The organism is Lancefieldella rimae ATCC 49626, from assembly GCF_000174015.1.
GTDB lineage: Bacteria > Actinomycetota > Coriobacteriia > Coriobacteriales > Atopobiaceae > Lancefieldella > Lancefieldella rimae.
Genome location: NZ_ACFE01000003.1, coordinates 1 through 21,830 on the forward strand (window position 1 = coordinate 1; position 21,830 = coordinate 21,830).

Below are 21,830 nucleotides of genomic sequence, written 5' to 3' on the forward strand. Positions count from 1 at the left end.
TTTCGGGTGGGGTTGGAGGGGTGGGTGAATGAGGCTCGAGAGGGTGTGTTGGGTGGAGTTTGGGTGGGTTGGGTGTTTACGCTTCGTTGCGCACAATCTCACAAGCGGCGAGAAGACCTGCTGCAAGAGAAGCGCAAACTTGCAGGAATTCAAAACCTACCCAAGCGGTTTCATGGGCTCCCACGTGGAATCTCGATAAATACTCCGCGCATCTCGCCAGCCCTTATAGAGCCTCGCCCAACCGGAGCGAACATGCGCGCGATCAACGAGCGCGATGCGTATGAGCTCTTTTGCAAATGTCAGAAATGTCCCCAAACCAAACAAAATACAATGATAATCGCCGTGTTCTTGGAAATAGCGAGCCATATAGCCCCGATTGCGCGTAATGTAATAGCGCGTCATATCGGACGTAGAATTTAGCTGTCTCACCGAACCGATACCTTGTCCAGGTACTTCTCGACACCGACGCAGCACAAAGTCGGGAACAAAAATCGGTTGCGTTACCTTGCTCGCCAGATATCCGTACAAAGCATCATCCCAGTAAATAAAGAAGCGTGGATCAGGCAGACCGATCCGCTCTACAATCGAGCGGCAGAAAAGGGCTCCTTCAAAGCACATGACATTACACGCCCGATACGCCACTCCGTCAAAGCCGGCCTTTGCAAGCGGATTGTAAATACCCATTGACGTGCTAAAGCGATACTGCCAGAAAAACGGCGAACCATCAACATCGAAGCGTTGACCTTGGATGACCTCGGCCTTCTTACACCACTTGTCAAGACGCTCAAGCCCCTCGGGCAAAACCGCTACGTCATCATCCATGACCCAAAACCACTCGGCCCCAAGCTCATATGCCACGCGGACGCCCTCAGAGAAACCTCCGGAACCGCCGGTGTTTTCGGACATCGGGACATACACAACACGAGAAATGCCGCCTTGTGTATCCGGATCGTCGGTGGTATCTCCCCACTTCTTTTGAACCTTTGCTGCAAATCGCTTGACGATATCGGACGTAAGACGGGAGTTCTCATTGTCAACGACAACGATCCTCCACGGCGCGCGCGTAAGATTCACAATGGATTTCAGCAGGTTGGTAAGCAGTTCTTGACGTTTATATGTCACTATGACAAGAGCAGGACGGTCCATAATCCCCCGAAAAGACGAATTTATGTTACAGATGCGTTTGTATGCGAACGCCTCTCGGTATAGTATAGAACAGCTACAAAAAGGAGTCCGCATGAGTAATTCCAATACAAGCGCTCATCTTATTTCCGTCATTATTCCCATATACAATGTCGAGAAGTACCTCGCACAATGCCTTGCCAGCGTGCAGGCGCAAACGTATGCCAACCTTGAAATCATTTGCGTCAACGATGGATCCACGGACGGTTCTTTGGCTATTCTTGAGGCTCACGCATCTCAGGATGAAAGAATCACTATAGTTGACAAGAGTAACGCAGGCTATGGTGCCGCATGTAACCTTGGGCTTGCCGAGGCTCACGGTGATTGGATTTCCATTGTTGAGCCGGACGATTATCTTGAACCAAATACCTACGAAATGCTTCTTGCAAAAGCTGATGCCCTCGGCGGCAACGCATGCGTCGATATCGTACGCTCCGCATACTGGCGAGTTTTTGACGGCGAGAAGGGCGGGCACATCGCAAGTGCTTCTCATGCGCAACGCTCGTCCCTGCCTGCCCAGCGCATACCGTGCGCCTATAAGGGTCGCGTCAAACCTTCCCACCAGCCGTTCTCTATTGAAAAAGGCATCGAGCTTCTCCTCCATCATCCCTCTATTTGGGCTGCAATCTATCGCCGCGAGTTCCTGCTTGAACACGGAATTCACTTCAAAGAGGTTCCCGGTGCTGGCTGGGCAGACAATCCATTTCTTGTGGCATCTCATTGCGCAGGAGCGCGCCTTGCCTATGTTGACCAGGCTGGGTATTGCTATCGCGAAGACGGTATCGCCGAGGCACGCGCGTTTGCGGAGCGCTCACCGCTCACCCCTCTTGAGCGATGGAACGACATGATGGATGAAGCAGACCGCCTTCATGTTACGAACAAAGACATCCAACGGGCACTGACGCTTCGCGGCATTACCTATGCGCTTCTCACCAGAGATGCTCTTCTCGCACGTGCACGAGCGGGCCTCTCTGATAAAACCGACATCCGGGTACACACTCTTCTTGCCAAGAGTTTGCGTCGCATGGACGCCGAGCTTGTATTTTCAGATGCGAGAATCAACTATGACGGCAAAGCCTTGGTAGCGGGAATGCAAGAGCTTCCTCTTCCAAAAAAACACATGGCGGCGCGTCTTGCATATCTCGCTCGAGAAGGCTTTTATCGAATCGCGACGGCAGGACTGCCCTTTGTGTTTAACTCTCTCAAAGACCGCAAGAAAACGAAGGCAGAAAAACAGGATTTGCGAGCCACGTATAACCGGCACAAGAAGAGCTAGGCCGCATAGTATGGGCAGACTGGATAGACAGACTGGACAGACTGGTCAAGCCGAGCGGAGTCTGACCGCCTAAAAGCGCATCAAATACCCATACGACAAATACCCGTCACTGACTCACCAGAAGGCCGACGCCCTGTCCGAGACTCGTTTGGTCAAGCGTTGTTCCCGCCTCGTCATCCGAAGCTTCAACTTCAAGCCGATTCAGATTTGAAACACCAATGGGCTGCACAATCTCCGCGAGTTCCAAAAGCTCATCTGGTTTCATGTCGGTATAAAGGGTGGAGAGGAGCTTTCCTGAATTGTTGATAAGCGCTTGCGCACCGGATCCGGAAAGACCGGCTATTTCATCCCAGCTCTCCTGCGTTGCCACAATGACGTGGGTCATTTTGATATTTGAAGCAGCTGCCAAAGGTGCGATACACGCCTCGGCGCCTCCCTTTTCAAAAAGGGCCTCCAAGGTCGTAGTCGCATTCTCTGCATCCATGGTGTCCGTAACGGCCGTATTAAGAGGTAGCTTTACAAGAGTTCCGGTTCCGGCGCTCTTATTGAGTACCAAAAGCGATGCCGCCTGAAGTTTGCAGCCTTCTCCTCGAAGCTTATCGGTTGTCAGAAGAAGTACGCTGGTAAATTCATCTTGTGAGCGCGTATACCCCGCCACTTCATCCGAGGAAACCTTCTGCTGTGCGAGAGCCGAATTAAGCCCATGGTCTCCCAGGTGAGACTCAAGTTGCACACGGTTCCAAAGCGTGACGCATACGAGGGTAACCACAATACAGACGGCGACAACCACACCCGCCCCGATAATGTTTCGATACGGATTGTTATCACGAGGAACATCAATACGTTCGAATTTCTCGCGCTGCCTCAACATGAAGGCTCCTACCCCGATGTAATGTGTACTCTCTTCTCTTTTATTCTGAAGGCAAGTCAAAATCAATGAAACGTGTGATTGCGTGAGTGGTAGAAACAAAGCGGTGAGCGGCTCGTTATTTACGTCTCACACAGATATCTCTCGCATATTCCTCCATGACACGCATATCCGTTGCTGTAGAGCAAATCTATTTTTACATGCTCTTTTAGAGATCCTCAGTCTCCGGCCACGAACTCAAAGCTCCGTCGGGATACAAAACGCCGGTAAAAACCAACCCCTTCGCAGGCGCTGTTGGCCCGGCTTTTTTCCTGTCGCATGCGAGAAGCACTTCGCGCGTCCAATTAGTTGCGCGATGTCCACGACCCACTTCAACCAGCGTGCCAACCATGGTTCTGACCATGGTATGTAAAAACGCATTGCCGACAATATCAATGGCAATGAGCTTCTCGCCGGCCTCTTGTATCTCTGCCACCTGTATGGACTCAACATATCTGTGCGTTGGCTTATCGACTGCGGAAAGAGCTTTACAGAAACTTTTAAAATCATGCTCACCCACAAATATCTGGGCGGCTTCATTCATGGCCGCAACATCCAGGGCACCGTTATACCACCATGCGTGATCCCATGCCAAAACAGGCCTTAAACCTGCGGAAATACGATAACGATAGCTTCGCGCAAGAGCATCAAAACGGGCCGAGAAGCCCGACTGTGCCTTGTATATCTCTTGAATGGAAATATCGTCATCAGTCAATGCGGTAAGCGAGCGCAACAGCTGCCTTTTGGGAATCTTTTCCTCATGCGCATCAACGGGAACACTTACGTACTGAGCAAGCGCCGACACACCCGCATCGGTTCTCCCTGCACAGGTAAGTTCAACCGGGCGTCGAAGCACGGTTGTAAGTGCCTGCTTTAAATCTCCCGCAACCGTGCGTTGCTTTGGTTGTTCGGCAAAACCGGAAAACGCCGCGCCTCGATAGCCAAGCTTTATGACAAGCGTTGCGGCAGGCAAAACAGCGTCGTGTGCATGTACCGTTTGTGGCATGTTTTCCAAAGCAACCTCCTTTGCACTTCTTCCGTTAAAAACAGTGCTACACCATCATACAGACAAGAACAAAAATCGTCACAATGACCGCAACCGCCCACATATACCCACTCGGACGTACAAGCAAGCTCGTCTTAGCATGCGTACCGAATCCGCGATCAGAAAGCGTGCGGGCAAGTTCTTCAGAGCGGCGAAAGAGAGAAACTACCACGGGAACCAGTACCGAAAACCATGAGCGAACTTTTTCGATACGCGTCTCTTTTTCACAAACGCCGGCGCGAATACGCTGTGCTGTACGAATTCGATCCACCTCTTCAAGCGTTAAAGGGATAAACCTAAGCGCAATAGAGGTCATCAAACTAAGAGCGTCAACGTCCAAGCCAACTGCGGCAAAAGGACGTAAAAAGAACGCAAGTGCCTCGGTTATCTGCACGGGAGACGTTGTCGCTGAAAACACCAACACAAAACCAAGCGCCAATGAAATACGCATCACTGCCCAAAGTCCCCGAAGCGCCCCTGTACCGGAAAGCCCCAAAATACCAAAGTGCACATCGGAAGTACCAAATAAAACCACGGTATTGGCTATAAGGGAGAACGCGAGAACAACGACCATTGGCTTAAGCGAATACACCGCCTTGAGCGGCGAGGCCTTGGACATTACAAGCATCCCCGCAAGCAATACACCCATACCAAAAATTCCAAAAGGCGCGTGCGCAATAAACGATCCCGTTATGCACACACACAAAAGCGCAATCTTCAAACGCGGATCATACCGGTGAAGTGGCGTTTTTGCACTCCGATACGCGCCGATACTATCGGTCAAAATCCTCACCGCCTCTCAACTGCATCAAAAGTTGTACCTCAGGCGGTGCTTCAAGATCTGCTTTTTCGTAGATATCCTCCTGGAATTGAGCCTGTTGCGCGCAATAGGTACCAACGATTTTTCCGCCTGCCATAAACGCCACGCGATCACACACCTCAAGCCACTCCCCTACGTCATGGGTAATAACTATCGCTGGCACGCCGTGATCTGCATACGTTCTTACCATGTTTCGTATAAGCTGCCGAGAAGCTCCGTCAAGCCCCGCCGTCGGTTCGTCTAATACCAGCGCATCAAAGTGACACGCCACAAGACCGGCGAGTGCCACACGGCGAAGCTGGCCCCCCGAAAGTTCAAACGGGGAACGTTTGAGAATCTCAGAATCTACATCTACCTCATGAGCAGCTCTATGAACAGAGTTTTTAAGCGAAGAAGCCGAAAAGCCTCGTACCCGAGGACCATAGGCAATGTCGTCAAAAACGGTATCCGCAAAGACTTGATTTTCGGGATTTTGAAATGCCAAGCCGACGGAGCCCACAGATACCCGTGCTCCATCAAAGACCGCCTTACCTTCATCCGCCTCAAGAACTCCTGCAAGCACGCGAGCAGCCGTTGTTTTGCCCGATCCAGAACGGCCGGTCAAAAGGACTAATTCACCTTTTGACTCCAAAGATACCTTGTCAAGCGCACGCGTTGTCTCAAAAGTCAAAGATGCTCCGCGCAGCGCAAGAGTGTGCGCATTGAGACACGCATCTGAATCGACATCGCAATTAAGCCGAGCATGAGATAAACGTCCACAAGAAGAACTTCTCTCCAAAAGAAGGCTTTTTGCTTCATCTTGAAGCCCCTTCTTGCGTAGATATCGCCCAAGAGCTTTCATGTCGCGTGCAGCCGACAAATCAAATCCCCGTGCCACGGCCTTTTGTAGGACGCGCGTATATCCGGTATGCATAAGGCCCGCTGCGGCTGCACGGGAAGCATCTTGGAGAAAATCATTTGGAGAGCCGCTCCATGCAATCCGCCCGTCATGAAGCCACAACACCCGCGACGCACCAAACAAAGACTCTACCGAATGTGAGAGCTCCAGCACCCCAAGACCCGCCGAAACAAGAGAGGTCACAAGCGAGCGAATCTTTGTTCGTGTTCTTGCATCGAGCTGCACATATACTTCATCAAGAACGAGATAGTGGGGAGAAAGCGCAAGTGTTGCAGCAAACGCAAGAAGCTGTTGCTGACCACCAGAGAGCTCATATGTTGTGCGATCACGCAGGTATGCAATGCCACAAAGCTCAAGGGATTTTTCCGCACGCGCCAAAACCTCCGGCTGAGAAAGTCCTAAATGAGAGGGACCAAAAGCTGCTTCTTCAAAAACAGAGGCGCTTATCAGCTGGTTTGCAGGATCCTGGCGAATCAAACCAACCTGTAAGGAACTATGTGTTGACGAAACATCCGCCGTATTCGTACCGTCAACACATACCTCCCCGTCTGTCGGCACAAGAGATCCGTTCATAAGGCGTGCAAGAGTCGTCTTTCCGGAACCATTAGAGCCAAGAAGTACCACGCGCTCACCGGCAGAAAGCTCCATCGACACGTCCTCAAAAACGGACGGGGCATGTGGGTAAGAAAAACTCACGTGAGTTACCGATATCATAAACACCTCCTCCACTCAATAGCACAAAGGCCCCAGCATACGCCAGGGCCTCTGTAATAACGTTGCCGTATAACCTTACTCAGCAGCCTTCTCGGTTTCTGCCGCAGTATCGGTCTGCTCCTCCTCGGCCTGAACCTCAGCCTCAGCAGTCTCTTTGGCCTGAGCTTCCTGAGCGGGAGCGGCCTCTTCCTTCTCTGCTTTTACCGGAGCAACCTTGGTTGCCTTGGCCTTAGCTTTCTTGGGCTCTGCCTTTTTCTTAACGGGCTCGGTAACGAGCTCGATAATAACAATCTCAGCTGCATCACCCTTGCGGGGACCAAGCTTTAGGATGCGAGTATATCCACCCTGGCGATCTGCCCACATGCCCTGTGCAACCTTGTCAAAGATCTCACGGACGAGCTCGGCATCGCCAACCTTAGCGATGGCAAGACGACGAGCATGAAGGTCACCACGCTTTGCCCACGTGATAACGCGATCGACCTCCGGACGGATGGCCTTTGCACGTGACTCAATCGTCTTGATACGATCATTTTGGAACAGGGCTTGAACCAGGCTCTTCTTCATTGCCTTGGTGTGGCTGGCATCAGTGCCCAGTTTCATGCCCTTCTTTTTGTTATGCCTCATAATGAGCTTCTCCTATGCGTATAAGCGGCGTGGGTTAAGCCTTAAGGGATAGGCCCATAGCCTCAAGCTTTTCTTTAACTTCTTCGATGGACTTAACGCCAAAATTCCTGATATTAAGAAGATCGTTCTCAGAAAAATCAACGAGCTGACGCACCGAGTGAATGCCTGCGCGCTTGAGGCAGTTGTATGAACGGACGGAAAGATCCAAATCCTCAACCTGCTTATCAAGTTCGCTGTCATCCTGAACATCTTCACTTGCAAAAATCGAAGTTTCCTCAAGAGACTCATCGACCTCAGACAAACCCATAAATGCACCCATGTGCTGATTGATGATGTTTGCTGCCTCAACAACTGCCTCACGAGGACTGATGGCGCCATTGGTCTCAACTTCCAAAACCAAACGGTCATAGTCAGTGTGACGACCAACACGGCACGGCTCAACTGCTTTGGCGCAGCGACGAACTGGTGAGAAGATAGAGTCAACACTGATAAAACCAATGGGATCATCATCGCGCTCATTATCTTCACCGGATACGTATCCACGACCCTTACCGATACGAAGCCTCATGGCAAGATGAGCTCCATCGGAAAGCGTGCAAATATGCTGCTCTGGGTTAACCAGCTCAAAACCTGTTGGTACATCGATATCTGCACCGGTAACGACCTTCGGCCCGTCAACCGTAATAGAAGCTTCTGCCTCATCAATATCTTCAAGTGAGCGGAAGACCAAGCACTTAACATTCAAAACGATATCGGTGACGTCTTCATATACGCCATCAACCGTTGTGAACTCATGCTGGACACCGTCAATTTGAATTGCCTCGACTGCAGAACCTTCCAGCGAAGAGAGCAGCACACGACGAAGTGAGTTGCCTAACGTATCGCCATATCCACGCTCAAGTGGCTCAGCACTTACACGTGCGGCGTTTGCGCCAATCTCCTCTACCGACACGCTCGGTCGGATAAATTCGGACATTGCTACCTCCAAACGGTGTCGGCTTACTTAGAGTAAAGCTCGACAATCAGCTGAGCGTCGATGTCGAGGTCAATCTGATCACGGTTAGGAAGCTCAAGTACTGTACCCTGGAGCTTATCGAGATCAAGCTCAATCCATGCAGGAACCGCTGTATGTTCGGATGCAATCAGTGACTCCTTAATGGGGAGAAGATCTTTTGCCTTTGAGGAAACCGCAATAACATCACCCTTTTTGATTCTATAGGAGGGAATGTCAACGCGCTGACCATTTACCGTAATGTGTCCATGTCGAACTGTCTGACGTGCTTCTTTACGAGTACGAGCAAAGCCAAGACGGAAGACAACATTATCAAGACGAGTCTCAAGAATACTCATCAGATTGTCACCGGTAATGCCGGGGTTCTTCTTTGCAAGTTCATAATATCCATGGAACTGGTTCTCAAGGACGCCGTAAATAAACTTGGCCTTCTGCTTCTCGCGGAGCTGCATGCCGTACTCGCTCTCCTGACGGCGACGACGACGTGGCTCACGGTGAGATTCCTTATTGATGCCCATCACGATGGGATCGATGCCAAGCTGGCGGCATCTTTTAAGGACCGGGGTCCTATCAATTGCCATTGCTTGTCCTTTCGTGGCTAGTTGCGACGGCGCTTTTTAGGACGGCAGCCGTTGTGTGCAATAGGGGTCTTATCCTGAATACCCGAAACCTCAAGGCCTGCGGCCTGGAGAGAACGGATGGCGGTCTCACGGCCGGAACCGGGACCTTTAACAAAGACAGCAACTTTGTGGAGGCCATGCTCCATAGCTGCCTTTGCAGCAGCCTCAGCTGCAAGCTGAGCCGCAAACGGCGTGGACTTACGAGAGCCCTTAAAGCCGACGGTACCACCGGACTGCCAGGAAATAACATTACCCTGAGGGTCAGAAATGGACACGATCGTGTTATTGAACGTGCTCTTGATGTGGGCTTGTCCCACAGCGATGTTTTTGCGCTCAGAACGACGAATGTGTGTAGTGCGAGCGTTTTTCTTCTGTACCATGTACTTTTACTCCTGCCTACTTCTTCTTGCCGCCCACTTGACGCTTCTTACCCTTACGGGTACGGGCGTTGGTGTGGGTACGCTGACCGTGGACAGGGAGACCCTTACGATGACGAAGGCCACGATAGCAGCCAATCTCCATCAGACGGGCGGTATTTTGACGCACTTCACGACGAAGATCGCCTTCTGTGGTGTAGTTTGCATCGATATAATCACGAATCTTGGTGACCTCATCTTCGGTCAGATCCTTGACTCGTGTATCAACATTGACACCAGTCTCGGCGCAAATCTTGGTTGCGCGAGTCTGACCAATGCCGTAAAGATAGGTGAGTCCGACCTCAACGCGCTTATCGCGTGGCAGGTCGACGCCGTTAATACGGGCCAACTTGGTGCTCCTTCCTTAGCCCTGACGCTGCTTATGGCGCGGGTTCTCGCAAATCACGTAAACCTTACCGTGGCGACGGATGACTTTGCACTTGTCGCACATCTTCTTTACCGAAGGACGTACCTTCATTTGTGTTCCTTTCGGTTCTGCTGACACGAACTATATATACTCGCCCAGCCGCAGGCGTGAAATACAAACGTATCTTGGATAGGGCACGTATCACTATTTATAGCGATACGTAATGCGTCCCCTGGTTAAATCATAGGGAGAAATCTCTACGACAACCTTATCACCAGGGAGGATACGGATGTAATTCATCCGAATCTTGCCGGAGATTGTGCAAAGGATGGTTTTACCATTCTCGAGCTCAACGTTAAACATGGCATTTGGCAGGGGTTCCAATACCTTACCTTCCAGTTCAATAGCGTCTTGTTTGCTCAATGTTTATCCTCTCGACACAATGACAGCAACATGGAATCATACCAAAATATGTTCTTCTCGTCCAATAAAAATAAGAAGAACATATATGTTTTTTGATTACCGAGAAGAGCCGTGTATTTTTATGCTTCTCCACCCTGCATGGAACACCATGGTCCTTCAGAGTCAGCCGTTAAAATAACAGGTCCATCCGCAGTAATGGCAATGGTATTCTCATAGTGAGCGGCGGGAAGGCCGTCGTCGGTAACAACCGTCCAGCCGTTTTCAAGAACCGAGCACTCATAGGTACCCATGGTAATCATTGGTTCAATGGCAATAACCATACCTTCTTGAAGTTTGACTCCTCGACCGCGCTTTCCGTAGTTTCTCACTTCAGGATCTTCGTGCATCACGTGACCGACACCATGACCCACAAAATCTCGAACCACTCCATACCCGTGAGATTCGGCAAGCTCTTGAACCGCAGCACCGATGTCACCTAAGTGATTGCCGGGAACGGCGGCTTCAATACCGGCCTTCAGGCAATCGCGCGTTACCTCACAGAGCGCTTTGGTCTTCTCGTCAACTTCACCGACATAGAAGGTCCACGCATTGTCTCCGACCCAACCATTCAGTGTGGCACCCGTATCAATGGAAATGACGTCGCCTTCTTGCAACACAACGGCATTTGAAGGAATGCCGTGAACGATTTGCTCATTAACGGATGCGCAAACGGTACCGGGAAATCCGCCATATCCCTTAAATGTCGGCACGGCGCCGTGAAGGCGAATAAAGGCTTCAAGCGACTGATCAATCTCAAGTGTGGTAACACCCGGCTTAATCATTTGACCGGCACGGCGAAGAGCAGCCTTAGAGAGTGCTCCTGCGGCCTTCATTTCTTCAATCTCTTGCGGAGTTTTAATGTTAATCATAGGGAGAGGAGCTTCTTGACGTCGGCATATACTGCGGTAACGTCACGGTCTCCGTCAACCTCCTTTAAAATGCCGTGGCCTTTGTAATACTCAATGAGCGGACTTGTCTGGTTCTCGTAGACATCCAGGCGATTTTTAATCGTTTCCGGCTTGTCGTCATCGCGCTGATACATCTCTCCGCCGCAATTTGGACAGGTATCAGTGCCGGCGGGGGCAGTATACCCACATGACCTGCAGGTACGACGTGAGCTCAAACGCTCGATAATGACTTCGGGCTTCACTGAAACGAGAAGCGCCGCATCCAGAGAAAGTCCCATTTGGGAAAGCTCTGAATCAAGGGTGACCGCTTGAGCGGTATTGCGCGGGAATCCGTCCAAAATGAAACCCTTTTGTGCATCGTCTGCACCAAGGCGTTCCTTTACAAGGTCTATTACCAGCTGGTCAGGAACAAGTTGACCTGCGTCCATATACTTTTTCGCCTCAACGCCCAAAGGAGATTGAGCTTTTACCGCGGCTCGAAGCAGATCACCGGTGGAAATATGAGCCAGACCAAAATCAGCAACAAGACGCTGAGCCTGCGTTCCCTTTCCGGCACCCGGGGCACCAAGAAGTACGATATTCATACACGCATCCTTTCTTCTCCCACAAGTTCTTACTTTCTTAAAATAAGAGGCCCGTTACCGGGCCTCTTTCGTTTTACTTTTTGACTTACTTAAAGAAGCCCTCATAATTATGCATCTTTAGGTGACTCTCAATGGATGCGAGCGTATCCATGGCCACGCCAACCATAATTAAGACCGACGTTCCACCAAACGCTTGTATCAAAGGGTCTCCCGTAAACCAAAAGATAATGGAAGGAACCACTGCAAGCACTGCCATAAAGATTGCTCCCGGAAGAGTTACCTTGTCAATAACAGACTTGATATAGTTCGCAGTAGCCGCACCTGGTCTGACACCGGGAATAAATCCACCCTGCTTTTTCAGCTGATCTGCGGTCTCCTCTGGATTAAATACCATGGAAGTATAGAAATACGCAAAGAAAACAATAAACAGAACCGACAAAGCCCAGTTGACCCATCCTTTAGAAAGAGCCGACGCAAAGGACTGCACCCATCCCACATTGGGGAAGAAAATGGCAATCTGCGCAGGCAGATACAGGATAGCCGATGCAAAAATGATAGGAACGACACCTGCCGTGTTGACCTTGATGGGCAGATATGTTGACTGCCCACCCATCAGCTTGCGGCCAACCACACGCTTGGCATATGTAATGGAAATACGACGCTGACCACGCTCAACATAAACAATGATAGGAACGATGAGCAACATAATAACAATGGTTGCTACCGTAAGAATCACGTTACCGCGCGTAGTAATCGAGGAAACCAGAGCCGCAGGAAGTCCTGCCATGATGTTGGTAAAGATAATAAGAGACATACCATTACCGACGCCACGCTGGGTAATAACCTCACCAAGCCACATGATAATAATGGCGCCAACAAGCATGGTAAAGACTACGAGAATGTTCTCAAGTGCCTCAGGAACGCCTCCCATGTTAGCAAATGACACACCATAGCTCTTAAACATAAAGAGATAGCCAACGGCATTCAAAAGGGCAAGGGCAACGGTAAGATAGCGCGTATACTGCGTAATCTTACGCTGGCCACTCTCGCCATCTTTTGCAAGCTCTCCCAAAGATGGGATAACCGACTGCATCATCTGAAGAATAATCTGCGCCGTAATGTAAGGCATAATTCCAAGGCTAAAAACGGACATATGCGAAAGAGCGCCACCTGAAAACAGGTTCAGCACCGCCATAGCACCATTGGAAGCAAGACCATTCTGGTAGTGAGCAAGCATGTCTTGGAACGGAGCTCCCGGCACCGGGAGACGGGCACCAAAACGATACAGAAGAAGAATCAGTATCGTCAGGAGGATTTTATTCCTCAGCTCCGTAACACGAAACGCGTTGGCAATTCCCTTAAACACTACTCTTCCTCAACCTTTCCGCCTGCCGCTTCAATTTTAGCCTTTGCAGCAGCAGAGACCTTGTCGACCTTGACGGTAAGCTTCTTTGAAAGCTCGCCGGTACCAAGGACTTTAACGGGAATATAGTTGTGCTTAATAACACCCTTAGCGACAAGTGCATCTGCATCAACAGTGTCACCGTCAGCAAAAAGGGCATCAAGACGAGAAACGTTCACGGGAGCGTACTCGCAACGATTATGACTGGTAAAACCGGGGAGCTTCGGGAGACGCATAGCCAACGGCTGCTGACCACCCTCGAAACCTGCACCCTTTCCGCCACCGGAGCGAGAGAGCTGACCGTTCATGCCACGGCCGGCAAAAGTACCCTTGCCAGAACCGTCACCGCGGCCAATGCGCTTACGATTTTTGCGCGAGCCCTCAGCGGGGCGAAGATCTTTGAGCTGCATGTTACTTACCTCTAGTTCTCTTCAACCTCGACAAGGTGCTTAACCTTGAAGATCATTCCACGAATGCTTGGATTATCAGGCTGTTCAACGGTGCTACCGATCTTGTGAAGACCGAGGGCCTTCACCGTAGCCGTCTGGTCCTTTTTGACGCCTGCATGTGCGCCTCGGACAAGCTTGATGGTTAGGCTCTTAGCCATCGTTAGTTCTCCTTCCCGACGAACATCTCGCGGGTGGTAATGCCACGACGCTCAGCAGCCTGTACAGGGCTTGAAAGCTGTTTGAGGCCTTCAGCTGCTGCCTTGATGATGTTAAGGGCATTGCTTGTGCCCAAAGACTTAGAAAGTACGTTGGTGATACCAGCAAGTTCGAAAAGTGGACGGATAGGGCCACCGGCAATAACACCGGTACCTTCAAATGCCGGCTTAATCAAAACGGAACCCGCTCCGAAGTGACCAAGCACCTCGTGAGGAACGGATCCGGACTCGGTAAGCGGAACCTTAAACATGTTCCTCTTGGCATCCTCAACGCCCTTTTGAATGGCGAGAGGTACCTCGGCCGAGCGACCCTGACCAATACCGACATTACCTTTACCGTCGCCGACGACCACAAGGGCCACCAAAGACATGCGACGACCACCTTTAACGGTCTTAGAAACGCGGTGAATATAAACGACGCGCTCCTGAAGATCCGTATCCTGCTGGCGCTTACGATCTCGTGCCATTGAATCCTCCTAGAACTTCAGGCCCGCGTTGCGGGCACCGTCTGCCAAAGCTTTAACGCGACCGTGATAGATGCGGCCACCGCGATCAAATGTGACCTCGGTGACGCCCTTCTCGATAGCGCGCTTACCGATGAGCTCCCCTACAAACTCTGCTGCCTCTTTGTTGGAGCCAACAGCGCCCTTTGCGCGGAACTCAGCGTCAAGCGTTGAAGCGGAGCAGAGCGTTCTGCCGGAAGCATCATCGATAACCTGAGCATACATGTTTGCATTTGTGCGATGCACGGTAAGACGCGGACGTTCTGCGGTACCAAAGATTTTGGCGCGAACGCGGCGCTTACGGCGGGCAAGACCCGCTTTTTTCGCCTGCAACTTCTTCATTCCTTCTCCTTAAACCTTGCCGTCACCTGACGGGGTAACGGTCTTTATACATCATAAGGCTGCGGCACTACTTAGCGGCCTTACCAAGCTTCCTGCGAATGTGTTCACCCTCGTAGTGAATACCCTTGCCCTTGTATGGTTCAGGCGGACGCTTCATACGAATCTCTGCCGCCACCTGGCCAACCTGCTCTTTGGAAATACCCTTGACGACAATGTGAGTGTTATCGGGAACCTCAAACGTAATGTCATTAGGTGCGGCATAGACCACAGGATGAGAATAGCCGAGAGACAAATCAAGATCCTTACCTTTGAGCGCTGCACGATATCCAACGCCGGTAAGCTCAAGCTTCTTCTCAAAGCCCTCAGAAACGCCAATAACCATATTGTGAATGAGGGTACGAACAAGACCCTGCTGAGCGTTGGACTCAGAGGACTCATCTACGCGAGAAACGAGAATCTCCTCGCCCTCCTGCTTGATAGTTACAAGCTCAGAGAACGTACGGTTCAGCTCGCCTTTGGAACCTTTAACGGTTACGTGCGTGTTATCAACTGTCACAGTGACTCCAGCTGGAATCTGGACAGGCTTCTTACCAATACGAGACACGGCTGTCTCCTTTCATTCCTGTCAGATTTACCAAACGTAAGCGATGACCTCGCCACCGACGCCGGCCTTGCGAGCGTCGCGGTCGCACATCATGCCACGAGACGTGGAAACCACTGCTGTACCAAGACCACCGATAACACGGGGGAGCTTCTCAGCAGTAGCGTAAATGCGCAAACCAGGCTTGGAAATACGACGGATACCGCGAATGATACGGGCGCGCTTCTCGCCATATTTAAGCGTAATGTGGAGCGTTTTTTGAGGCTTGGTATCTTCTACCGTATAGCCCTCGATATAACCCTCCTCAGAGATGACGCGAGCAATCTCAACGAGCACTTTGCTCGAAGGCATGGAAACACTTTCCTTGCCAGCTGAGTTTGCGTTACGAATGCGCGTCAGCATGTCCGAAATGGGATCGGTAATCTTCATGTGATCCTTCTCCTTTGTTAATGATGAAACTGCGTGTCTGGTTCGTTTGCGCCCTTAGCGCAGACGCCTTGACGCCAGAGCTCCCTATCCTACCAGCTTGCCTTGCGGACACCCGGAAGCTCGCCTTTGTTCGCCAGCTCGCGGAAGCATACGCGGCACAGACCGAACTTGCGATATACGGAGTGGGGACGCCCACAACGCTGGCAACGGTTCTGCGCACGAGTAGAGTACTTCGGCTCGCGTGACGCCTTGACGATCATCGAAGTTTTAGCCACAAATCCTCCTTCAAATGCAACTAGGCGGATGCCTAGAAGATTCCAATAGTCGTACTTAGTCCTGCTTGAACGGGAAATGGAAAGCCTGAAGCAGCGCCTTGCCTTCCTCGTCTGTCGTAGCAGTCGTAACAATGGTGATATCCATACCACGCGTATGATCAATTTTGTCAAAATCGATCTCGGGGAAGATAAGCTGTTCGGTTACGCCCATGGAGAAATTACCACGGCCGTCAAAGCTCTTAGCAGAAATACCACGGAAGTCGCGGATACGAGGGATTGCCACTGAAATCAGGCGATCCAAGAACTCCCACATACGATCGCCGCGAAGGGTAACTTTTGCACCAATGGGCATACCCTGACGAAGCTTAAAGGTAGCGATTGACTTGCGTGCATGAGTGACAAGCGGCTGCTGACCGGTAATGGTGCGAAGATCTGAAACTGCACCGTCAATTGCCTTTGCATCGGTTGCCGCTTCACCAACGCCCATGTTCACGACGATCTTCTCAAACTTTGGAATCTGATTGACGTTGGCATAGCCAAACTGCTTTTGCAGGGCATCGCGAACGGTCTGGTAATACTCCTCTTTCAGGCGAGGAACATACTTCTTTTCTGCCATAGCATCTCCTTAAATCCTGGGGGTTTACGTGCGGGGATCGCCTCGCACCTCCTGGTTTGGCACGCCAGGAGCCATATGCATCTTTCGACAGAACTATCCTAAGAAAGACGCAACAAACTATATTAGCTGTTATTGCTCTGTAGGGAAACAACAATTTTCAGCTTTGTACAAATCGTGAACGGGTGCATGCCTTCTCGCGCTAGAGTAAAGCCCATTCCAGGAAACGTCCTTCACCCGACTCTTCATTGGAATACGTCACAAACCGTGCCGCACGCAAGACATTCTCGTTACCGTTACCTATGGCAACTCCAATACCTGCCGTTGCAAGCATCTCTTTGTCATTGTCAGCATCGCCAAAAGCCGCGGCGGTAGCAACGGAAAGTCCCAAATGCTTGCAAAGCCACAGAAGTGCCGTGCCCTTTGAAGTTCCCTTGGCTAAGATCTCGGCCCCAACTCCCATTGAAGACGTTACGCTAAACGCACCCACCTCAGCAAGAGCCGCCTCTACGCGTGGACGCACCTGGGCATCCATATCCTCACTCCAATACGAGCCCAAGCGTTCAATGTCGTCGAGTGCAGCGATAAAATCTCTCGGCGAGCCCTCATACGGTATACGCGATTGAAGCATGAACTCCTTATGATGCCCCGGCAGACGGAAAAGCTTCATCTGTTCACGACGGGCATTGTCGGTATAGGCTCTCCCGCCACTAAATACATCAAAGGTTACCGGCAGATCTTTCATAAGCTCAAAAAGCGCCAGCGCATCTTCTTTTTTAACATGCGATTTATACAGAACTTCTTCGGTTCTGAGATCATTTACCGTAGCGCCATCGGCGGTAATGGCATAGCGAGATGCAGGATGAGCAAGCACTTCATGCGGTAAAAGCGACAACGCTCGCCCGCTTGTGGGTACAAAAGGGATTCCCTGCTTCGCAAGGTAGTCAAGAACTTCAAGGTTCTTGTCGCTTATAGACTTATCGTTTGAGAGAAGAGTGTCATCCATATCTGAAAAAACAATATTCACCTGCAGATTGGAGGGATGGCTACTCTTCATCCATATTTGCTTTTTTGCCACAAGCTCCGAAAGCGGCAGTTCATTATCTGGCAGCGCACTACTCAAAAGTCCTCCTCGAGACAATTTAGATACGATACATGTAGGTAAAAACGTCTTCTCTCTGCATATTTACCTGTACACCCAGCTTTTGAGCGAGAGCTTCTAAGTCTGTCTTAACTGCCGAGAAATCCGTGCTATCCATAAGCTCCACAAACATGGTCATCGTAAAAATGCCCGAAAGGATTGTCTGGGTAATATCTAAAATATTTGCCTGTCTCTCTGCCAATGCAGACGCCACCGCAGCAACAATGCCTGGAGCGTCTTTACCGAGCACCGTTACAATGGCTCGATCCTTCATACCTTTTTTTGTAGCGCTCACACATCCCCCTTGAATTCATGCACTTGTAATTTCCTTATGTTGTATTGTATCTATATCTCTCAACTATACTTCACCAAGCAAAATACCAAAACGCGATGAAAACTTTGCCTGAATATCATCTGTTGAAGTATCAAGCGCCACGGCAAGTTCGTAAAGTGACCGCATACTGGCCATCTTGAAGATACGCTCATGTGAAACAGGCGGACGCTTATTTTGTCCGCGCGCATGGGTAATGCGCGCTCGAAACGTCTTTGCGATACTCATGGTGTCTTCGCACGAACCTTCGCGAATAGCCTGTCTAAAATGGGCTTCTTCGAGTGAATTATTGTGTACATGAAACGTATTAAGCGAAATGGCGGGGTACTTATCGATAAGCACTTTTGCCTCTTTTGATGACAACACACTGCGCAAACGCGCTTCTTGAACGAGAGGAAATGTAATTTGAATAGGATGTTTATGACTGATAGGCACTAAGGTATAGTAACCATCACTCCCCTGTATAACTGCTGAAATCTGACAGACACCCTGACCCGGATGCACGACATAGTTGCCAACAGCATACATAGCGCAACTCCCTTCGAATTACGCTCAAGTATATCAAAAAATCTTTTAACTAATTGGTCTACCTGCTGTTTTATGAGAAATGAATTGTCCGTGGGCTGCCTTGTGGCCTGACAATCGTGTCAGGCAGTGGCACACGCGACAATCCAGTTCACCAAATTAGCCGCAACATTACCGGTACGTTCTGCAAGCACATGACCCTTGTCCCAAACCAACGTAAATGCGACATTCTTTACGTCTTTGTAATGCGTCAGCGCAAACTTCATGTTCAATGAAGTGCAGATAGACGTATCCGAGTTTTGAACGCCTTCATTGATGCGCCAATACGGAGCCACCTGTGCCGTTGCAAAACCTTGCGATGTACCACTGATAAAATAAAGCGGATTGAAAAGAGAAACCCGTGTAGGAATATCGCTTTCAAGTGTATCCTTAAGCGCAAGATCATCTTTCCACGCTTCCGCATACTCTTTGTTCCAGCCTGTCAACGTGCCATATGTATCGACATTTTTCGATACCAAATCACCCATAATCTTGTCAAAATGCAGCGTGCTCTTCTCGCCAACTCCAAATAACTGATTCGCGCGGGTATTTCTATCCACGGCGTCAAACGCTCCCACGCCAAGCGATGCCGGACGCATGGCTGCCGAGAAGTCCTTGAGATTTGCAATGCTTACCGTTTGGCGATGCAAATTGTACGTTAACCAGGAAGTCTTTCCATTAAAGGATTCAAAGTAATGGTCGATTGAGTCAAAAATGGTTGATTGTACCTGTGTAACGCCCGTGGTAGAAGCACCGGTAGAACTCGAGGAAGAAGATTCGTTGTGTTGCGCCTGAGGCTGACTTTGATCCTGCGATTGTCCTTGGTCTTGCAGCTGTCCTTGTTGACTCTGTGTGTCCGCACTTTTTGTGGCGTCCGTTTGGAGTACGGTCGAGGGAGCCTCTACGCCTCTGGATTTTGCAAGGTTTGGGTCTCCGGGAAAAAGCGGATCTTCAAAGCGCTGCGGTGTTGCGGTATAGGGAAATGAAGTCTCACGTGCAAAATTGTTTGCCGAAGTTTCCAGCTCAGCTTGAATGGCTTCCATGTAGGAGCCCATAGTGTAAATACCGCTGTTTGTTTGATCGAGCTCAAGCTTGTTGCCATCGGAATCGAGGAAGTCCATGGAATTCACCCACGTTCCGTAGGCACTCGCAAGATCTGACGAGAGAGCATGGGTCCATGTACCTGAGGCGCGCGTATCGCCGTCAGCATACTGACCTGCAGACCATTCATACGCTGCATCGGCAACGTCAAATGAAGTAGAAGGACACCAAGAAGCACTTCCGTAAATGGCATCGGACAGACTTGTTCCTTGCGTATCATGCGTTGCTGCGCCGATGGCGTCTAAATACGGTGAATACAGAGGACTGTCCCCGCTCGTACCCAAAACGGCACTGAGACCTCCACCGGAGCTGAATCCGTATGCAAAAACTTTAGTTGTATCACACGGGAGAGAAGCAGCGTTGTAACGCAAATACCTGATGGCAGCCTTAAAATCAACTGCCGGCCAAGGAGAGCCTCCCGCATACAGATCATCGGAGCCGCTTGCGGAATCATATCCGGCACTTCTCCCTCGGAAACCCGCATACACATATATGCAGCCGGTCTCAAGATATGTTGAGAGTCCCTCATAGCTGTACTCGGTTGGACATGCCTGCGGGCTCAACGTTCCGGTATTGATGGGCATGGCAATGGGAGCCGTAGATGGCGTAAAGCTTCCGACGACTGCCTTTGTGTTTATCTTGCAGGTATACGTCTTGTTGCTGTTCTTCTCGCCCGTAAAATACTTTCCCGGCACGTAAATGGACAGAGAGTTATACGTCTTGGACGCCGGCTTCATGCAATATTGAAGGCCGAGCTGATAATACACGTCATTATCTTTATCGTAACTCCATGCACCCATATCAAGCGTTAATGATTTGAACTCCTCAAGGTCAACTGAGGCAGGAGCGTTTTTTGAGGAATCGCCTTCCTTCTTCTGCTGAGGAGAGCACGCACAAAGAGCGCCTACGGACGTAGCACCCGCGGCTGCTAATGCAAGGAACTGTTTTCTCGTGAAGTCCATATTTCCTCCCGAGGCCAGTAGTACTTATGGTGACCGACTTCATTCCATAACCTTTTTATTGTATTAGACTTCACGCCTAGATGCCGACATTTTGCAACAATTTCCGCCAAAGGGGTATGAGCCGAGAAGAGCAAGAAGCTTATATGCCGACAGACTCAAAGAGTTATACAATTCTTCTCGCCAATACTTCTTGCCTAATACGTACAGTAGTAACGGTAGCAACGCAACAGTTTTGACAGTAGTAACAATAACGGAAGTAATGCGACAGTTTACGGTTTAGAGTTATAGAGAAATTGACAGGAGAGATAATGGCGCAGGTAGCAAACTTCTTTGATGTAATGAATCTAAACGCCCTGCTTACTCGTCAAGGAATTGCCGCTGAAGTCCACCTTCGAGACGCATGCGGGAGACAAACGCTTTGGTTTGAATTGCAAGACGACACTACAGATACCCTTGCAAAAGCGCAAAATACTGCGACTACGTATTTTGCAAGCAAAGGTAAGGTGATTGAATTTGATATCGCAAAAGGTCTTAACTTTTGGATAAAGTAATTTTATCGTTGACGACCATTGTGAGTCTGCTATAGTAAATAAGCTTTCAAAGCACTCATGGCTGGGTAGCTCAGTTGGTAGAGCAGGGGACTGAAAATCCCCGTGTCAGGGGTTCGATTCCCTTCCCCGCCACCAGAAATTTTCAACCTGCATATCCTCTGATGTGCAGGTTGTTTTACTATAAGGATACTTTCTCGACAAGAGTACTTTCTCGACGCTTCTTCTCAAAAATCAGCCTTCACGTAAACTTCTACTAATCTACCTAATGGTTAGCCTGTCCGCGAACGGCTTCTACCAGCTTAAACACATCTATGCCAAGAGCTTCCGCATATGAGTAAACTTCACCAAGTTTCAAACCGCGTTCACCGCTCTCAACCTTTGATACAAATGATTGTGGAGTTCTAAGCCTCTGTGCAACGGCAACCTGAGTCAGCCCCGCATCACAACGAAGTTTGCGGAGTGATCGTCCTACGAGTCTGTTAGAAATCTCATACATAAAGTGCACGTTAAAGCTAT

The 21,830-nt window shown here is 50.1% G+C and carries 30 protein-coding genes and 1 tRNA gene; 3 read left to right on the forward strand and 28 right to left on the reverse strand.

The annotated features are described in order from the left end of the window. Positions 1-156: 156 nt before the first annotated feature. Complete coding sequence (locus ATORI0001_RS04925) at positions 157-1,146, reverse strand: glycosyltransferase (protein ID WP_003149729.1); 990 nt, start codon at positions 1,144-1,146, stop codon at positions 157-159. Between the two features lie 91 nt (positions 1,147-1,237). Between ATORI0001_RS04925 and ATORI0001_RS04930 the strand changes: the two genes are divergently transcribed. Continuing rightward, positions 1,238-2,458 (forward strand): glycosyltransferase family 2 protein, encoded by a 1,221-nt coding sequence (locus ATORI0001_RS04930; RefSeq protein ID WP_003150074.1) that lies wholly within the window; start codon positions 1,238-1,240, stop codon positions 2,456-2,458. Positions 2,459-2,564: 106 nt separating this feature from the next. On the opposite strand, the gene ATORI0001_RS04935 is transcribed toward ATORI0001_RS04930, so the two are convergent. From ATORI0001_RS04935 to ATORI0001_RS05060, 26 genes are all read right to left on the reverse strand, one after another. Next, positions 2,565-3,329 (reverse strand): hypothetical protein, encoded by a 765-nt coding sequence (locus tag ATORI0001_RS04935; protein ID WP_003150048.1) that lies wholly within the window; start codon positions 3,327-3,329, stop codon positions 2,565-2,567. Positions 3,330-3,534: 205 nt separating this feature from the next. Further along, positions 3,535-4,371, reverse strand: coding sequence for a tRNA pseudouridine(38-40) synthase TruA (truA, locus tag ATORI0001_RS04940; RefSeq protein WP_040324606.1), 837 nt, complete (start codon positions 4,369-4,371; stop codon positions 3,535-3,537). Between the two features lie 46 nt (positions 4,372-4,417). Beyond that, a complete protein-coding gene (locus tag ATORI0001_RS04945; RefSeq protein WP_003149756.1) occupies positions 4,418-5,203 on the reverse strand; it encodes an energy-coupling factor transporter transmembrane component T family protein in 786 nt (261 codons plus the stop codon). Next, positions 5,184-6,842, reverse strand: a complete 1,659-nt coding sequence (locus ATORI0001_RS04950) for an ABC transporter ATP-binding protein (RefSeq protein ID WP_003149868.1) — start codon at positions 6,840-6,842, stop codon at positions 5,184-5,186. The genes ATORI0001_RS04945 and ATORI0001_RS04950 overlap by 20 nt, the downstream gene beginning before the upstream one ends. Before the next feature lie 75 nt (positions 6,843-6,917). Continuing rightward, positions 6,918-7,466: a 50S ribosomal protein L17 gene (gene rplQ, locus ATORI0001_RS04955; RefSeq protein WP_003150040.1), complete on the reverse strand. Its 549-nt coding sequence runs from the start codon at positions 7,464-7,466 to the stop codon at positions 6,918-6,920. A gap of 34 nt (positions 7,467-7,500) precedes the next feature. After that, entirely contained in the window at positions 7,501-8,442 is a 942-nt protein-coding gene (locus tag ATORI0001_RS04960) for a DNA-directed RNA polymerase subunit alpha (RefSeq protein ID WP_003149720.1), read from the reverse strand. Positions 8,443-8,465: 23 nt separating this feature from the next. Then, positions 8,466-9,059 (reverse strand): 30S ribosomal protein S4, encoded by a 594-nt coding sequence (rpsD, locus tag ATORI0001_RS04965; RefSeq protein ID WP_003149897.1) that lies wholly within the window; start codon positions 9,057-9,059, stop codon positions 8,466-8,468. A 17-nt stretch (positions 9,060-9,076) separates the two neighbouring features. After that, entirely contained in the window at positions 9,077-9,478 is a 402-nt protein-coding gene (gene rpsK, locus ATORI0001_RS04970; protein WP_003150023.1) for a 30S ribosomal protein S11, read from the reverse strand. A 16-nt stretch (positions 9,479-9,494) separates the two neighbouring features. Beyond that, positions 9,495-9,863 (reverse strand): 30S ribosomal protein S13, encoded by a 369-nt coding sequence (gene rpsM / locus ATORI0001_RS04975; RefSeq protein ID WP_003149801.1) that lies wholly within the window; start codon positions 9,861-9,863, stop codon positions 9,495-9,497. A 15-nt stretch (positions 9,864-9,878) separates the two neighbouring features. Beyond that, positions 9,879-9,992 carry a 50S ribosomal protein L36 gene (gene rpmJ, locus ATORI0001_RS04980; protein ID WP_002563183.1) on the reverse strand — a complete coding sequence of 38 codons (114 nt, stop codon included), beginning with the start codon at positions 9,990-9,992 and terminating at the stop codon, positions 9,879-9,881. A gap of 93 nt (positions 9,993-10,085) precedes the next feature. Next, on the reverse strand, positions 10,086-10,304 hold the full coding sequence (gene infA, locus ATORI0001_RS04985) for a translation initiation factor IF-1 (RefSeq protein ID WP_003149988.1): 219 nt from the start codon (positions 10,302-10,304) through the stop codon (positions 10,086-10,088). A 119-nt stretch (positions 10,305-10,423) separates the two neighbouring features. After that, positions 10,424-11,212, reverse strand: coding sequence for a type I methionyl aminopeptidase (gene map / locus ATORI0001_RS04990; RefSeq protein ID WP_003149786.1), 789 nt, complete (start codon positions 11,210-11,212; stop codon positions 10,424-10,426). Further along, positions 11,209-11,835 (reverse strand): adenylate kinase, encoded by a 627-nt coding sequence (locus ATORI0001_RS04995; protein WP_003150068.1) that lies wholly within the window; start codon positions 11,833-11,835, stop codon positions 11,209-11,211. The genes map and ATORI0001_RS04995 overlap by 4 nt, the downstream gene beginning before the upstream one ends. An 85-nt stretch (positions 11,836-11,920) precedes the next feature. After that, the gene (gene secY, locus ATORI0001_RS05000) at positions 11,921-13,201 is read right to left on the reverse strand and encodes a preprotein translocase subunit SecY (protein WP_003150114.1); all 1,281 of its coding nucleotides are present in this window, start codon (positions 13,199-13,201) and stop codon (positions 11,921-11,923) included. After that, the gene (rplO, locus tag ATORI0001_RS05005) at positions 13,201-13,647 is read right to left on the reverse strand and encodes a 50S ribosomal protein L15 (RefSeq protein WP_003150092.1); all 447 of its coding nucleotides are present in this window, start codon (positions 13,645-13,647) and stop codon (positions 13,201-13,203) included. Before rplO ends, secY begins: the two co-directional genes overlap by 1 nt. Before the next feature lie 11 nt (positions 13,648-13,658). Beyond that, positions 13,659-13,844, reverse strand: a complete 186-nt coding sequence (gene rpmD / locus ATORI0001_RS05010) for a 50S ribosomal protein L30 (protein WP_003149921.1) — start codon at positions 13,842-13,844, stop codon at positions 13,659-13,661. Positions 13,845-13,846: 2 nt separating this feature from the next. Beyond that, on the reverse strand, positions 13,847-14,368 hold the full coding sequence (gene rpsE / locus ATORI0001_RS05015; RefSeq protein ID WP_003150118.1) for a 30S ribosomal protein S5: 522 nt from the start codon (positions 14,366-14,368) through the stop codon (positions 13,847-13,849). 9 nt (positions 14,369-14,377) lie between these two features. Further along, positions 14,378-14,746 carry a 50S ribosomal protein L18 gene (gene rplR, locus ATORI0001_RS05020; protein ID WP_003149902.1) on the reverse strand — a complete coding sequence of 123 codons (369 nt, stop codon included), beginning with the start codon at positions 14,744-14,746 and terminating at the stop codon, positions 14,378-14,380. A gap of 67 nt (positions 14,747-14,813) precedes the next feature. Continuing rightward, positions 14,814-15,350 carry a 50S ribosomal protein L6 gene (gene rplF / locus ATORI0001_RS05025; RefSeq protein WP_003149717.1) on the reverse strand — a complete coding sequence of 179 codons (537 nt, stop codon included), beginning with the start codon at positions 15,348-15,350 and terminating at the stop codon, positions 14,814-14,816. A 27-nt stretch (positions 15,351-15,377) separates the two neighbouring features. Continuing rightward, positions 15,378-15,776 (reverse strand): 30S ribosomal protein S8, encoded by a 399-nt coding sequence (gene rpsH, locus ATORI0001_RS05030; protein ID WP_003149865.1) that lies wholly within the window; start codon positions 15,774-15,776, stop codon positions 15,378-15,380. An 89-nt stretch (positions 15,777-15,865) separates the two neighbouring features. Continuing rightward, positions 15,866-16,051 (reverse strand): type Z 30S ribosomal protein S14, encoded by a 186-nt coding sequence (locus ATORI0001_RS05035; protein WP_040324589.1) that lies wholly within the window; start codon positions 16,049-16,051, stop codon positions 15,866-15,868. Positions 16,052-16,106: 55 nt separating this feature from the next. Continuing rightward, positions 16,107-16,667 carry a 50S ribosomal protein L5 gene (gene rplE, locus ATORI0001_RS05040; RefSeq protein WP_003149758.1) on the reverse strand — a complete coding sequence of 187 codons (561 nt, stop codon included), beginning with the start codon at positions 16,665-16,667 and terminating at the stop codon, positions 16,107-16,109. Positions 16,668-16,866: 199 nt separating this feature from the next. Continuing rightward, positions 16,867-17,787 carry a Cof-type HAD-IIB family hydrolase gene (locus tag ATORI0001_RS05045; RefSeq protein ID WP_003149849.1) on the reverse strand — a complete coding sequence of 307 codons (921 nt, stop codon included), beginning with the start codon at positions 17,785-17,787 and terminating at the stop codon, positions 16,867-16,869. Between the two features lie 19 nt (positions 17,788-17,806). After that, positions 17,807-18,100, reverse strand: coding sequence for an ACT domain-containing protein (locus tag ATORI0001_RS05050; RefSeq protein ID WP_003150107.1), 294 nt, complete (start codon positions 18,098-18,100; stop codon positions 17,807-17,809). Between the two features lie 63 nt (positions 18,101-18,163). Continuing rightward, on the reverse strand, positions 18,164-18,664 hold the full coding sequence (locus ATORI0001_RS05055; RefSeq protein WP_003150080.1) for a CarD family transcriptional regulator: 501 nt from the start codon (positions 18,662-18,664) through the stop codon (positions 18,164-18,166). Between the two features lie 119 nt (positions 18,665-18,783). Next, a complete protein-coding gene (locus ATORI0001_RS05060; RefSeq protein ID WP_003149912.1) occupies positions 18,784-20,763 on the reverse strand; it encodes a subtype A tannase in 1,980 nt (659 codons plus the stop codon). Positions 20,764-21,071: 308 nt separating this feature from the next. Between ATORI0001_RS05060 and ATORI0001_RS05065 the strand changes: the two genes are divergently transcribed. Continuing rightward, the gene (locus ATORI0001_RS05065; protein WP_003150087.1) at positions 21,072-21,314 is read left to right on the forward strand and encodes an RDAC family protein; all 243 of its coding nucleotides are present in this window, start codon (positions 21,072-21,074) and stop codon (positions 21,312-21,314) included. A gap of 59 nt (positions 21,315-21,373) precedes the next feature. Then, a tRNA-Phe gene (locus ATORI0001_RS05070) sits at positions 21,374-21,449 on the forward strand. Positions 21,450-21,576: 127 nt separating this feature from the next. Here the strand turns inward: ATORI0001_RS05070 and ATORI0001_RS05075 are convergent. Continuing rightward, a complete protein-coding gene (locus tag ATORI0001_RS05075; protein WP_003149836.1) occupies positions 21,577-21,810 on the reverse strand; it encodes a helix-turn-helix domain-containing protein in 234 nt (77 codons plus the stop codon). Positions 21,811-21,830 lie beyond the last annotated feature (20 nt).